Genomic DNA, 14488 nt, shown 5'->3' on the forward strand with positions numbered 1-14488 from the left:
CGCCTGCACATGAGCATGACCAACAGTCCCGCGGCCCCGGGCAAGACATCGGCCAACATCGTTCATGAAGCGGTTGACGAGCGCCAGTACGTACGCACCCGCATCAACGCCCGCGTGCGCCTTGCCAGCGGTGGTCAGACCGTCATCGAAACCACCCTGCAAGACATCTCGCTGGGCGGTATCGGCCTGCTGCATGAAGGCCCGCTGACCATCGGCGCGCTGTATGACGCATCGATCCAGCTGCGCCTGAATCAGGTCGACCTGTCGATCGATGGCAAGGTCAAGATCGTCTCCCAGCGTGGCAACGAAGTCGGCGCGCAGTTCGTCGACCTCGACGCGCAGAAGCGCGACATCCTGCGCTACATCATCACCGCCTACATGTCCGGCGAGATCGCCGACATCAATGGCCTGTTCAACGTGATGCAGCGGGAAAACTACATCAAGGAACGCAAACACAAGTACGCTTCGCCGCGTTCTGCCGGTGCTCGCCTCAAGGCCATGACCGGCACCTTGCTGTACAGCGCTGCTGGCCTGGCTGCCCTGGCATTCGTTGGCTACAAGGGCTACATGCTGTTCTTCCGCATCCCGGCCCTGCAGGCCCAGGTTGCGACCAACGCGCAGATCATCAGCATGCCCGACAACGGCTATGTGAAGTTCCTGCTGCCGGCCGGCACCACCGAAGTCAAAGCGGGTCAGCCACTGGCCAGCATCTCTACTCAGTTGGCCACCAGCTTCACCAGCCCGGCTGACATGAAGGCGGTTGCCGACCTCTCGCCAGGCGACCTGCAAACCCTGCTCGGCCGCGCCACCATCGAGACCGTGATCAACAGCCCATGCGACTGCCAGGTGTACTTCCCAAACCAGCCACTGGATGGCTATGGCTATAAAGAAGCACCGCTGATGCATCTGCTGCCGAAAGACCAAGGCCTGTTCGTACGCGCCAACGTGCCGTTCGACAAGCTGGCCGACGTCAGCCGCATTCGCTCGGTGGACATGCAGGTGTTTGGCCTGGATGAACACTTCAGCGGCAAGGTGGTCGATGCACGGGTTGACGAGGTTAACCGCAACCTGTCCCTGACCATTGCCCCAGACAGCCCGTTGCCGGCCACGGCCTACCAGAAGGCAGTGTCGGTAGACCTGTTCCTGGGCCTGCCATTTACCGGCCAGAACTGAGTTCATCGAGAGAGCTGACGTCATGACCCTGAAGACGCCTTCGCGCCTGCTGCTGGCCAGCATCGCCCTCGCCTGTGCCAGCGCCGCCAGCGCTGGACAGAGCCTGGAGCAGATCCGCTACGCCTTGTACAAGGACCCGAGCGCCGACGTCACTGCCGACCTGCGCGAGCTGGCCGGCCGCGGTGACCTGGCCAGTGCCCTGCTGCTGGGCGACGTACTGGCCGGGCGGCCGGATGGCAAACCGCAAGAATCGGTGGCGCTGTATCACCAGGCCTTTGCCGATGGCCGCGGGTTGATCCCGGCGCTGGCTTCGCTGGCACGCTTGATCGAGCGCCAGCCAAGCCTGCGCCAGCCCCAACAGCCGTGGATGAAACAGGCACTGGAGCGCTACCCGAGCCGGCTCGACCCGCGCAACGCTAGCACTACGCTTGAGGTGTTTCTGGTCTACCCGGAGCTGGTCGACGTGCCGCAGGCCACCGAGCTGCTCGGCCTGTACGAACAGTCGTGCCTGCTCAACTGCCGGCCGCAGCTGTACAAGGCGGTGCTGGCTGAACGCAAGGGCGATCGCGCCGGCGCCGAGCGCTGGTACCGCGAGGCTGCGCGTTTCGATGTGCGTGCGGTCAACCGTTACTACGCGTTTCTCGGCGAACAACAGGATCCGGCCTTCCGCGCCTTCGCCACCGAGCTTGAGCCGCAGCGCAGCCAGCTGCCGGTAGAAGTCGTGCACGCGATTGCCTCGCTGCTGGACAACATCACCAGCGTGCAACGCGCCGAGCAGGACGCCGACCGCTACGAGCGCGAAGAGGCCAACCCGGCCGCTGCCAAGCTACCGCCAACGCCTGAGCAACTGGCCCGCGACAAGGCTCAGGCCGAGGCGCTGGCGGCGTCGATTGCGCAGGTTCAGCGCTGGCGCGATGACGCCGTCGAGCGCGGGTTTGTGCCGGCGATGGTGTCCAAGGCCAACTACATGATCTCCAACCCGACCGAGCACAACGCCGATGAAACCCAGGCGATGATCGATCTGGTGCAAAAGCGAGACCCGGTCCGCGGCAAAGCCCTGCAGGCGTCGTTCTATATGGTCAACAACTGGCTGACGCTGGACCCGGACAAGGCCCTGGCCCTGATCGAAGAGCTGCGCGCCAGCGGTTACCCAAGCGCCGGCCTGTTGCTGGCCGAGTACTACAGCAAGGGCGTGGCTGATCAGCCCGATCAGGAAAAGGCCATGGCGTTGTTCCAGGCCGAGGCCAACAAGGGTTCATCGGCTGCCTGGTACCGCATGGCCAGCCTGCACACCTTTGGCCGTGCCCTGTGCCATGACCGGGTCAAGGCCTACACCTACGCGCGGATTGCCCTGGACATGGGTGAGCGCAGCGCGCGCAGCCTGGTCCGACGTCTGGAAAGAACCTTGCCCAAGGATGATATCGAGCGTGCCCTGGCCGCACGCAACGACCTGTTGAAGGAGGCCACCCTGTGAAAGCGCATTCCCCCCTGTTCGGCGCCCTGCTTGCCCTGGCCCCAATGTCGGCAGCGTTCGCTGCTGAAGAAGTCACCGGCCCCGAGGCTGACAGCAACGAACCCGTGCGGGTTGCCGCTGCTGATGGCAGCGAGCCGGTGATCACGTCTGAAGTCTTCAACAAGGTGACCGTACAAACTGGCTACGGCCCTGAAGACTCGCAGGTCGACCGTGACCGCGAGATGTTCTACAGCTTGCGCTATGAGCCGTCGTTTGCCTGGTACTCACCTGAGAAACGCTGGGCGAAGTGGATGGTGTACGGTCGCCTGTGGGTCAACTATGACTCGAGCCAGTCGAGCAACCTGACCAACGAATCGACCACTGCCAACGCGCGCGAACAGCCAGAAGGCTGGTACGCCGAAATGCGTGAGCTGTACGTCAAACGCAACCTGATCGGCGATGACCCGCGTTTCTCGGCATCGTTGGGTCGCCAGCGGTTCTCTGACGATTACGGCATCTGGTGGGATGACAGCCTGGAGTCGCTGCGCTTCAACTACAAGGACACGTTCTCTGAAGCGTTCGTCGCAGTTGGCCAGAAGTTCAACAACTACAATACCGACGTCAACTCGCTCGCCGACAGCGAAACGCGCACGACCTATGTCATGGGTGAGTACGCCTATCGCTTGACCCAGAACAATCAGGTCGGTGTGCGCCTGATGCACGAGAACGATCGCAGTGATCGCGACATCGATGACCGTTTCGACTTCAAAGGCATGCGTTATGGGTTGTTCTTCAAGGGCGACAACCTCGTCAACCCGGTGATCAGTGACTATCATCTGGAGCTGGCTGCGCTTGATGGCGAGATGGTTGAGACACGGCAGGCGGGAACGACCAAGCGCAACGACAGCAGAGGTTGGGCCGCGCTAGGTGAAATCGGCCGTCGTTTCGATTTGTTGCCCTGGACTCCTCGCGTAGCGTTGCGCGCCGGTTTGACAGATAAACCGAGTGATGAAAAGGATGGCTTCCGCCTGAACGCCATTCAGTCTGATCGGATCACTCGCCAGGGTTCCTACAGCACGCGGCTGACCAGCTCGTTCGTCGCCCTCGACCTGCAGAACCTGAGCTACTACGGCTTCGCTTTGGAAACCAACCCAACGCCCCGTAGCTCACTGGACCTGCGGGTCACTCAGTTGAATCTGCGTGATGAAGACGGCGTCATGCCAATCCGCGTGGCCAGCGATGCAAGATCGCAACGAAACAACAAAATCGACAATCGCACCAACGGCAGTGGCCGTAACGTCGGGCAAATGCTCGACGTCAACTACTACTGGAAGATGTTCCCGGTCGCCCTCGATGGCAAGCACCTCGATATCAACGCCCTGGTCAGCGCCAGCTACCTCAATGCCGGTAGCGCGCTGGAAACCGGCGATGACTATCAGCTGAGCCTCGGCGTAGTTGTCAGCTACTAAGGACGGACCTTGCCATGATCTTCGCCTCCAATGTGTTCCTGTTCCTGTATCTGCCGCTGTTCCTGGCCGTGTACTTCCTGGCCAGGCCGCAGTGGCGCTCGACCGTGATCGTTGCCGCCAGCTACATCTTCTATGCGTGGTGGCGGCCGGACTTCCTGCTGCTGTTCGTCGCGATCACCTACTGGAACTACTGGTTCGGCCTGCGCATCAAGGATCGCCTGGATGCCGGCGACAAACGCTGGGCGCTGCGCCTGCTGTGGATCGGCGTGATCGGCAACCTGTCGACCCTGGGTTACTTCAAATATGCCAACTTCGGCGCTGAAGTGCTGGCGGTGCTGCTGGCGCCACTGGGTATCAACACCTGGACGCTGGAGAACATCTTCCTGCCGCTGGGCATCTCGTTCTATGTGTTCCACGCACTGAGCTACATCGTCGACATCTACCGCAAGGACGCCACGCCAACCAACCGCTTCATCGACTTTGCCGCCTTTGTGGCGCTGTTCCCGCACCTGGTGGCCGGGCCGATCTTGCGTTACAGCCAATTGGCGCCGCAGTTGCGCGAGCGTACCCACTCTTGGGAACTGTTCTCGCTCGGTGTATGTCGGTTCATGCTCGGCTTCATCATGAAAGTGTTGATTGCCGACCGCCTTGCGCCGATCAACATGCTCTTCGTCGGTGAGGGCACGCTGCAGTTCAGCGATGCCTGGTTTGGCTTGGTGGTGTCGACCCTGCAGCTGTACTTCGACTTCGCCGGTTACAGCCACATGGCGCTGGGCCTGGCGTTGATGATGGGCTTCCGCTTCCCGGAGAACTTCAACCAGCCGTACGTAGCGCAGAGCGTGACCGAGTTCTGGGCGCGCTGGCACATGACCCTGGCGCATTTTTTGCGCGACTACGTGTACATGCCTTTGGTGCGCAAGCGCGTCACCGGCGCCCTGCCCGCGTTGGTCTGGACCATGCTGCTGTCGGGCCTGTGGCACGGCGCGAGTTTCGCCTTCATCTTCTGGGGGCTGTTCTTCGGCTTCGCCATGGTCATCGAGCGCAAGTTCCACCTGGCGACCAAGATCAACACGCCGTACAAGCTCGGCCGCAACCTGCGCACCGCGCTGCTGATCGTGCTGAGCATGCCGCTGTTCTTCACCATGGACCTGCGCCACAGCCTGGACATCTACCAGGCGCTGTTTGGTTTCAACGGCTTCGGCTCGCTGGAGCTGTACGTGCTGGGTGCCTCGAAGATGGCCATGGCGTTTGTCTTGGTGGCGGTGGTGTGGCTGCTGCTGGCCGGGATCAACAACGTGCGTTTCTACGCCGGCAACAAGGACGGCTACTTCATGCGCCATGTAGGCGCACTGCATAGCGTGCTGCTGTGGGGCGGCTTCGTGCTGGCACTGAGCAGCCTGGCGGCGAATTCGTTCTCGCCTTTCCTGTATTTCCAGTTCTAGGAGACTGCCATGTACCCCGTGATGAATTCGGCCAGCAAGGCCAATGGCATTCTCTTCGTGCTGGTGCTGGCGGCGATGTTCGTCTATTCGCTGCCGCCGGTGTTCAGCTTTGCCCGCACCCAGACCGACACCTGGAACCTGTTTGTCGATGGCAAGCTGCTGCGCAAGTTCGAGCAGGTCTACGACAAGCGCTTCTTCCTGCGTGAGCCTTCGGTGGAGCTGTGGGCCGATGCCCAGTTCAAGCTGTTTGGTGAAGGCACCAAAGGCGTGGTCCTGGGCAAGCAGGGCTGGCTCTACACCAACCAGGAATACCGCGTCCCGAACGACCTGCAGGCCAACCTCAACACCCAGCTGGAGCAGATCGCCAAGATCAAGACGCAGCTGGCCGAGCACGGCAAGCAGCTGGTGATCCTGCCGCTGCCGATGAAGCTGGATGTGTATGCCGAGCATGCACAGCACCGCTTCGATCCACGCGTAGTCAGCCTGTACGACGATTTTGTCGGCGAACTGCAAGCGCGTCAGCTCGACGTGGTGCCGCTGCGCGGGGCGTTCCTCAGCAAACTGAACGGCCCGGAGTTGTTCCTCAAGTCCGATACCCACTGGAGCCCGGACGGTGCCCGCCTGGCCGCCTTCGAGCTGGCCCGGCAACGCCCGCAACTGGTCGGCGATCAGGCTTACGTGTCGCACAAGGCCGGCGAGAAAAGCGTCAAGGGCGACCTGATGAACTACATCCAGTTCGACCACAACCGCCTCGCGCCGCAGTTCGGCCCGAACCAGATCGACCTGTACGAGACGCTCAAGGCCGAGCAGAGCAGCGACGATTTGTTTGCCGAGCAGGAGCAGAGCCTGCTGCTGGTTGGCACCAGCTACAGCAAGATCGATGACTGGAACTTTGTCGGCTTCCTCAAGGAAGCGCTCAACCGTGACCTGATCTCGATTGCCGTCGAGGCCCGTGGTCCGTTCGAGTCGATGAGCCAGTTTCTCGCCAGCGATCAGTTGAGCAACCCACAGATCGACACCGTGGTCTGGGAATTCCCCCTGCGCACTTTGCTGGCACATCGCCCGGGCTCGCTCAGCCGTAGCGCCCAGCCGCAGCATTTTTGAAGAATCAAAGGAGTAACTGATGAAACTCACCCACCTGTTTACCGCAATCGCCCTCGCCTTCGGCAGCCACCTGGCGGTCGCCGCCGAAGGCAACGCCGACCTGTACGATGCCGTCGCCCCGGCCGATTCGGCGTTTGTCCGCGTGCTCAACCTGTCGCAGAGCAACATCGACGTCAGCCTCAGCGGCAAGGTCAATCCGCAGAAAGTCGCCGCCGGCCAGCTCAGCGGGTACCGCTTCATCCCCGCCGGCACGCACAAGATCGCCGTCGGCGGCAAGGCCATCGAACCCCAGCTCAAGGCCAATGCCGCCAGCACCGTGGTCTACGACGGCAAGCAGCTCAAGTTGATCGCTGACAAATACGTCAACGAGCCGAAAAAAGCCCAGATCGCCTTCTACAACCTCAGCGACAAGCAAGCTGCGCTGAAGACCGTCGACGGCAAGCACGTGATCGTCGACCCGCTGAGCAACGGCCAGACCGGCAGCCGCATGGTCAACGAAATCAAGATTGGTTTCGCCGCCTACGAGGCCGAGCAGAAGGTCGCCAGCTTCGATGAGCTGTTCCTGAAGAAGGGCCGCTCGTACAGCTACGTGCTGCTGCCCGACAATCGCAGCATGAGCATGGCCAACAGCATCGACCCGACCGAGTAATTTCGCTGCAAGGATGAAATGGCAATGAAGATCCTCAAACCCCTGGGCCTCGGCGCCGCCCTCGCCCTGCTCAGCCAGACCGGCCACGCCGCCACGCCTGCGCAAGGCGCCAAGCCCGGCTGCGAAAACCTGCAGTGCATGGTCTGCCCGGCCTTGAGCGATCCTCAGCAGTATGCCGAGGGGCGCATGAAGCTGATGCGCGAGATCGTCCCTGGTCAGGAGCGCTGGCTGTTCCGCTCGGCGGTCGATCTGACCAACGAGTTCGGCATTCCGGCGCCGATGCGCCCTGAATTTGCCCGCCTGATGAAAACCTTCAATCAGCAGGGCATTCAGGTCGCCATGGCGATCCAGCCGACCCGTGGCCTGATGCACCGCGACCGGTTGATTGGCGAGCATCCTTACGGCTTTGACTACGCCCGCGCCAGCGCCAACCTGGCGGCTTACCTTGGCCAGCTCAAGCAAGGTGGCGCGGTGGTCGCGCCGATGATGCAGCTGGTCCAGCAGCCGCCCAAGGGCGAGTACTTCTTCCGCCGCGACCACCACTGGACACCGGTCGGCGCCGAGGCGACCGCGCGCTTGATGGCAGACGAGATCCGCCGTCAGCCGTTCTACGCCGGCCTGACCAAGAAGCAGTACCGCACCGAGCCTGGCGTGATGGTGCCCAAAGACGGCACCCTCAACCTGGCCATGAGTGCGATCTGCGGCAACAACTACGGTTTCCAGTATGTACGCGGCTACCAGACCATCCCGGTCGAGGCCAGCGCCGAAGCGCTGTTCGACGAGGCGCCGGACCCGGAAGTGATTCTGGTCGGTGACAGTAACGCGGCAGCGCGGGAAGACGAGAGCAAGCAGTTCAACTTCGACGGCTACCTCAAGCAGTACCTCAGCGTCGACGTGCTCAACTACGCCCTGCCCGGCGTTGGCGAGGACGGCTCGCTGCTGGAGTACCTGCTCTCCGATGACTACAAGGCCGACGCGCCGCCGAAGCTGATCGTCTGGGAACTGCCGGCCAACTACCGGCTTGACTCGCCGTTGATGTATCGCCAGCTGATCCCGGCGGTCAAAGGCGGCTGCGAAGCGTCCCGCGAAGTGCTTGGCAACAAGCTGCAGCGCTCGCCGCTGAAGGTCGGCGAACGAATCGAGCTGTTGTCCAACGCTGGCAGTGACCGCCAGGCGCTGAGCGGGTCGAACGGCTTTCTGGATATCCGCCTGAGCGACAAGAACGTCAAGGACTTCTACGTCATCGTCTATTACGACAACGGTGCTCGCGACAAGGTCTGGTTCCGCCGTGAAGCTGCAGTCACCGGTGGCCAGTACTACCTTGAGCTGAGCAAAGATCCGGCCTACGCCGGCGCCAACCTGCTGTCGGTGTTCCTTGAGCCGACCAAGGCCAGCGCTGCGCCTACCGATGTGGAAACCCGTCTATGCCTGTAAACCTGCAACGCGCGACGGCCAGCACTGGCCGCGCGCACGCGCGTCAACTGAGCCTGCTGGCTCTGGCCCTGGCCCTGCTCGCGCCTCAGGTGCAGGCGGCTCAGTCGATCTGGCCTGCGCGCAATACTCCGCAGGCAGCGATGATCGCCGACTACCGTACCCTTGAGTGCAGCAAGGTGCCGCCGCCGCCCTACACCGGCAGCCTGCGCCTGCAAAGCAAATACGACCAGAGCGACGCGAGCAAGTCGACCTTGCGCAGCAGCCCGGATGCCGACAGCGAACGGATCGGCAAGCAGGTCAAGGAGTTCATCGGCGGCCTGATCTATGCCAGCAAGCGCTTTCAGCGGGCGAAAAAACCGCAGGAGGCCAACATGGCCCTGGCCTGCCAGGACCAGTGGCTGGAACAGTGGGCCAGCGCCGGCGCGCTGCTCACCGAGGACGCCAGCAGCACCGGCATGGCGGCACGCAAATGGGCGCTGGCATCGATGGCCGGCGCGGTATTGCTGACCCAGTCGGCCAGCGATGGCAAGTTGCAGCTGACGCCGGTGCAGAAAGACTGGTTCACTCGCCTGGGCGAGCGTGTCATCGCTGAGTACGACCCACGCCGCAGCGCCCGCGGGGTGTACTTCAACAACCACGACTACTGGGCAGCCTGGGCAGTCGCGGCCACCGGCATGCTGGTCGGTCGTGACGATTTCATCCAGTGGGCCGACGGCAACCTGCGCCGCGGACTGGCCCAGGCGGTACGCAACAGCGACGGTAGCTACGCCTATCTGCCGCTGGAAGTCGCACGGGCCAAATTGGCGGCCAGCTACAGCCAGTACGCGCTGGTGCCACTGGTGCTGCTGGCCGAATCGGCCCGCGTCAACGGCCTGCCGTGGACGGCCGAAGACCAGCATACGCTTGATCTGCTGGCCAACTTCGCCGCTCGCAGCGTGCTCGATCCGGATGACCTGCCAGAACTCAAGGGCAAGTCGCAGGCGGACGTAGCGCCGTACAAGCTGGCCTGGCTGATCCCGTACCTGCAACGCAACCCGGGCAATAGCCTGGCGCGCAAGCTGTACGACAGCGAAGACGGCGAGGTAGATAACTACAGTCAGCTCGGCGGCCCGATCCAGCCTGCTTATTCCCATTTGCGTTGAACAAGGACGTGCCCATGGCCCCCTTCGCCCGTTTTTCCCTGACCTGCCTCGCCGCCCTGCTGCTGGCCGGTACTGCCCAGGCTGGCACGCAGACCCTGCCCGTCAAGCAGACGGTCGACGTGCTGCCTGCCGAGCAATATCAGCAACATTTGCAGCAGCTGCGCCAGCAGGTCCGCCTGGCGGTAACCTTTGCCCAGGCCGAACGCGCACGCCCGGCGGGCCGCGCCAGTGTCAGCCTGCAACCGATGTTCTCGGCCCAGGCCGGCAGCTGGCCGTTCGAGCCGTTCGTCAATAATGGGCTGTTCCGGGCCATTGCTGGCTATCAGGCGCATCACCCGCAAGTGGTGACCCTGCGCGGCGGCAGCATCACCCTTGCTCAGTTGCACGATGCCTTGAACGACTCACGCATTCTCAAGCGCTACAAGGACGGGTACTTGCTCAGCTATCCGCTGATGATCGGCGCCGATGCCGGTCTGGTCCTCGAAGGCACCAGCCTGTATCTGTCGAGCTACTCCGGTACCGCGCTGATCAACCAGGGCTGGCTGGGGCTGAACAAGTCCAACCTGGAGAGCATGGCCGGTGACAAGGCGGGCAATACCGACCGCGCCTGGCGTCCGTTCGTGATCGCCTGGGCCGGCAGCCACACCCAGGTGGTTGGCTCGACCTTGAAGCGTCTGGGCTATAACGCCAACCTGTCGCGTGGCCTGACCACGGCGATCAGCACCCAGCAGCCGGCCAGCAGCCGCCCGGCGACGGTGGTGATCCGCGACAGCCAGTTCAGTGAGATGTCCAGTGCGGTCGAGCTGCAGCGCAGCCAGGCAACCATTGAGGGCAGCCGCTTCGAGCAGTCCCAGCAATATGCAATCGATGTCCGTGACAGCCAGGTCAGCGTGCGTGACAACCAGCTGCGCGGCATCGACAACAACAGCGGCGTACGTCTGCGTGGACAAACCCGCGCGCTGGTGGAAAACAACCTGATCCTCGGCGCGGGCAAGGCTGCCATCGAAGTCAGCGAGCAGCAAGGCGCGGTGTTGCTGGCCGGCAACCGCATCGGCGACAGCCGTGGCAATGGCATCCAGCTGCGCAGCCTGGCGCCAACCCCGGCAGCGCCACTGGTGATCGACAACAACTTGCTCGGCAGCAGTGTCGGCAGCGCCATCGACGCCAGCGAAGTCGGCGCACTGGCGCTGCTTGGCAACCACATCACCAATACCCCCGAGTACGCGGTGAGCCTGCGCAACGCCACGCCCATGGCCGGCCCGCTGCTGCTCAGCGGCAACCGTCTGGGCCAGGTCGGCAAGGCCATCCTGCGGGTAGAAGGCATGCGCCAGGTCGAGTTGGGTGGTAACAGCTTCGACGGTAAGCCACTGCTGCAGAACCTGTTGATCGGCGACCTGTTGCCGCTGCAGGGCACCCTGCTCGAGTCGACCGTGCGCCAGGGCAATACCGTGCGCGTCAGCCAGCGTTGAGGATCAGGCGACTGCGCGCTGCATGCGCACGAAGCAGTCGTCTTCGCCCATCTCGACGAAACCCTGGCGCAGGTACAACTGCCGCGCCGGGTTGATCTTGAACACCATCAGCCGCAGCAAGCCCAGCTTGCGCTGCGCGGCCATCGCAGCCAGCGCTTGCAGGGCCCAGGTGCCAACGCCGCGGTTGCGCTGCTCGGGCACCAGGTGCAGTTCGCGAATGAACAGCGCCTGGCGATCCTCACTCAAGCTGCAAAAGCCCAGCACAGTCTCGCCGTCCATGACAAGCCACTGTTCGCGCCAGCCCCAGGCCTGGTCGAAGGCTTCTTCGATCCAGCGCAGGCCGAATGCCTGATAGTACGGCAGCATGGCCTGGCGGGTGAGATCCCGCGCAAAGCTGCGGTAGCTGTCGCTGGCGCGGATCAATTCAAAGGCCATCGAACACCGCCGCGGCACGGGCCTGTCCATCGCCTGCAAGCTGTTCAAGGATCCATTTGCCGGCCATCATCGCTCGCTCCTGTAGCACTCAGTGCGCTCAGCTCGGAATCGTCAAACCGCGCTGTACCGCTGGCCGAGCGAGGAAGTTGTCCAGCACCCGCTGCACGTCCTTGAACTGCTCGAACTGCACCAGTTCGCGTGCGTTGTAGCGGTCGACCAGGTTGCGCACCCAGGGAAAGATGGCAATGTCGGCGATACTGTAGTCGTCGACCATCCAGTCCCGGCCGTGCAGATGCCGATCAAGCACCCCGAGCAGCCGCCGCGATTCATTGACGTAGCGATCACGTGGGCGCTTGTCTTCGAAATCCTTGCCGGCGAAGAAATGGAAAAAGCCTACCTGGCCGAACATCGGCCCGATGCCGCCCATCTGGAACATTAGCCACTGCAGGGTCTGGTAGCGCTGGGCCGGGCTGACGCTGAGCAATTGCCCGCTCTTCTCGGCCAGGTACTGCAGAATCGCGCCTGACTCGAACAGCGCCAGCGGCTGGCCGTCCGGCCCGTTGGGGTCGAGGATGGCCGGGATCTTGTTGTTGGCACTGAGCGAGATGAATTCGGGGCTCAGTTGCTCTTCATGTTCGAAGCTGACCTTGTGCGCTTCATAGGCCAGGCCAATCTCTTCGAGCATGATCGACACCTTGACCCCATTTGGCGTTGGCAGCGAATACAGCTGCAGGCGCTCGGGATGCGCGGCTGGCCATTTGCGGGTGATAGGGAATGCGCTCAGATCGGTCATGGTCGCTAGCCTTTGTGCGTAGGGATGACACTGTAGGGCACAAAGGCCAGCACTGACTATCTCCCGTTGCAGGAGATCGGCTGCATCAGGACGCGGCCGGCGACTGCGCCTGTTAACGCGGTCGCGAACAGCCAGGCCGGCGGCGTATGCCACTGGCTGGCAGTCTTGCAGCGCTGTATGAATCGAGGGGCCGCTGCGCGGCCCTATCGCGACACAAGGCCGCTCCTACAGGGGCCGCGTTGTGTCGGCGATCAAGGGGCTAATCCAAAACGCTCAATCACCCGAAACCAGAATCGAGGAACGCCCCGGCCCACCCCGCCGCCGCGTAACCGCAACCAGCAAGATAAACGCCGTAACCCCAGCAGTCATCAACGTCTCATACCGATAAGCATCACTGAGCAGCATATACCCCAGCACCATCACAATCGTCCCGATCACCAACCAGGTCAGCCACGGGAACAGCCACATTTTCAGTTCCAGCACAGTCCCTAGCCGATCCGCCCGCCCACGCATGCGCAATTGTGAAATCGCAATCACCAGATACACGAGCAAAGCAATCGCCCCGGTAGTGGACAGCAGGAAGCCAAACACCTTCCCCGGGAACACGTAGTTGACCAGACACCCGACAAAGCCCGCCAAGGTCGACAACAGCACCGCTACCGTCGGCACGCCATTACCCGACACACGCCGCACCATAGCAGGCGCCTCCCCCCGCGAAGCCAGCGAGTAGAGCATCCGTGAAGCCGTATACAACCCGGAGTTCATGCAACTGGTAACCGCCACCAGCACCACCAGGTCGACCACCAGTTTCGCCCCCGGCACATTCAGCACCTCGAGCGCCCGCTGGAACGACCCCACCGCCTTCAACGCAGGATCGTTCCACGCTACCAGCGACACCACCAGGAAGATCGACGCGAGATAGAAGATGCCGATGCGGTACACCACTAGGTTGGTTGCCCGGCGAATCTTGTCTTTCGGATTGGCCGTCTCATCCGCTGCAATGGTCACGATCTCGGCGCCAAAGAACGAGAAGATGGTGATCAGCACCCCACCCAGCACCGTGCCGAAGCCGTTCGGCATAAACCCGCCGTTCGCCCACAGCTGGCTCACACCGCGTGTCTCGGCCAATGGCCAGAAACCCAGCACCGCCATCGTGCAAACAACGATGAATGCCACAATGGCGATCACCTTGATCAAGGCGAACCAATACTCGAACTCACCAAAGTTCTTCACGCTGATCAGGTTGGTGCACGACAACACCAACATGATCAGAAATGCAAACAACCATGACGGCACGTCAGGGAAATACGCATGCAGGATGTCTGCCCCGGCAATCGCCTCGACCGGAATGATCAGCACCCAGAACCACCAGTACAGCCAGCCGATGGTAAAGCCAGCCCAAGGCCCGATCGCCTCACTGGCATAGGTCGAGAACGAGCCGCTGTTGGGGTTGGCGATGGCCATCTCACCGAGCATGCGCATCACCAGCAGCACCAGCAAGCCGGTCATGGCGTAGGAGATCAGAATCGCCGGCCCGGCCGTGGCGATTGCGTTGGATGAGCCGATGAACAACCCCGCGCCGATGATCCCGGCGATCGAAATCATCGACACCTGACGCGAGGTCAGACCATGTTGCAAGGACCGCTGTTTCTTGTTTTTTAGCGAAGCCATGGAAAACCCTCGAGTGGGTCGGCCGCCGCTCGGGCGGCTGAACTTGGAGCAGAATTCGTACAATGCAAACGTGCATCTAGTTGCTGTTCTGTACGTACCGAGGCAGGCCTTTTGGTTATCCCGATCTACCCGGCCGCGATCATTGATCCACGTCAGTATTGATCTTTGGTGGAGCCCCAACAAACGACCTTTTTGCAGCACATGATTCCGCAAGGGAATGAACTCATGCCGAGATGACCTGACCGATCGGCCAA

At 62.3% G+C, this 14488-nt stretch carries 12 protein-coding genes; 9 read left to right on the forward strand and 3 right to left on the reverse strand.

Annotated features, from left to right (window positions below):
* The first annotated feature begins 9 nt into the window (after positions 1-9).
* The 9 genes from ACIOAU_RS07395 to ACIOAU_RS07435 are packed head-to-tail and all read left to right on the forward strand — an operon-like array spanning position 10 to position 11335.
* Positions 10-1173 carry a PilZ domain-containing protein gene (locus tag ACIOAU_RS07395; protein ID WP_150571293.1) on the forward strand — a complete coding sequence of 388 codons (1164 nt, stop codon included), beginning with the start codon at positions 10-12 and terminating at the stop codon, positions 1171-1173.
* Positions 1174-1195: 22 nt separating this feature from the next.
* On the forward strand, positions 1196-2647 hold the full coding sequence (locus ACIOAU_RS07400; RefSeq protein WP_150572849.1) for a sel1 repeat family protein: 1452 nt from the start codon (positions 1196-1198) through the stop codon (positions 2645-2647).
* Complete coding sequence (locus ACIOAU_RS07405; protein ID WP_401181019.1) at positions 2644-4095, forward strand: alginate export family protein; 1452 nt, start codon at positions 2644-2646, stop codon at positions 4093-4095. The genes ACIOAU_RS07400 and ACIOAU_RS07405 overlap by 4 nt, the downstream gene beginning before the upstream one ends.
* A gap of 14 nt (positions 4096-4109) precedes the next feature.
* Positions 4110-5537, forward strand: coding sequence for an MBOAT family protein (locus tag ACIOAU_RS07410; RefSeq protein WP_101318422.1), 1428 nt, complete (start codon positions 4110-4112; stop codon positions 5535-5537).
* A 9-nt stretch (positions 5538-5546) separates the two neighbouring features.
* Entirely contained in the window at positions 5547-6641 is a 1095-nt protein-coding gene (locus ACIOAU_RS07415) for an alginate O-acetyltransferase (RefSeq protein WP_103436842.1), read from the forward strand.
* 19 nt (positions 6642-6660) lie between these two features.
* Entirely contained in the window at positions 6661-7290 is a 630-nt protein-coding gene (locus ACIOAU_RS07420; protein ID WP_101318418.1) for an alginate O-acetyltransferase AlgF, read from the forward strand.
* A 24-nt stretch (positions 7291-7314) separates the two neighbouring features.
* Positions 7315-8724, forward strand: a complete 1410-nt coding sequence (locus tag ACIOAU_RS07425) for an alginate biosynthesis protein AlgX (protein WP_101318416.1) — start codon at positions 7315-7317, stop codon at positions 8722-8724.
* Positions 8715-9866, forward strand: a complete 1152-nt coding sequence (locus ACIOAU_RS07430) for a polysaccharide lyase (RefSeq protein WP_401181024.1) — start codon at positions 8715-8717, stop codon at positions 9864-9866. The genes ACIOAU_RS07425 and ACIOAU_RS07430 overlap by 10 nt, the downstream gene beginning before the upstream one ends.
* A 14-nt stretch (positions 9867-9880) precedes the next feature.
* The gene (locus ACIOAU_RS07435; RefSeq protein ID WP_401181027.1) at positions 9881-11335 is read left to right on the forward strand and encodes a right-handed parallel beta-helix repeat-containing protein; all 1455 of its coding nucleotides are present in this window, start codon (positions 9881-9883) and stop codon (positions 11333-11335) included.
* A gap of 3 nt (positions 11336-11338) precedes the next feature.
* On the opposite strand, the gene ACIOAU_RS07440 is transcribed toward ACIOAU_RS07435, so the two are convergent.
* The 3 genes from ACIOAU_RS07440 to ACIOAU_RS07450 all read right to left on the reverse strand — a co-directional run bounded on the left by ACIOAU_RS07440 (position 11339) and on the right by ACIOAU_RS07450 (position 14234).
* Positions 11339-11770, reverse strand: coding sequence for a GNAT family N-acetyltransferase (locus tag ACIOAU_RS07440; protein WP_401181030.1), 432 nt, complete (start codon positions 11768-11770; stop codon positions 11339-11341).
* A 97-nt stretch (positions 11771-11867) separates the two neighbouring features.
* Positions 11868-12563, reverse strand: a complete 696-nt coding sequence (locus ACIOAU_RS07445; protein ID WP_188035702.1) for a glutathione S-transferase N-terminal domain-containing protein — start codon at positions 12561-12563, stop codon at positions 11868-11870.
* 273 nt (positions 12564-12836) lie between these two features.
* Positions 12837-14234, reverse strand: a complete 1398-nt coding sequence (locus ACIOAU_RS07450) for an amino acid permease (RefSeq protein WP_150572857.1) — start codon at positions 14232-14234, stop codon at positions 12837-12839.
* Positions 14235-14488: the final 254 nt, after the last annotated feature.

This window comes from Pseudomonas sp. NPDC088322, from assembly GCF_044740745.1.
GTDB classification, from domain to species: Bacteria; Pseudomonadota; Gammaproteobacteria; order Pseudomonadales; family Pseudomonadaceae; genus Aquipseudomonas; species Aquipseudomonas shirazensis.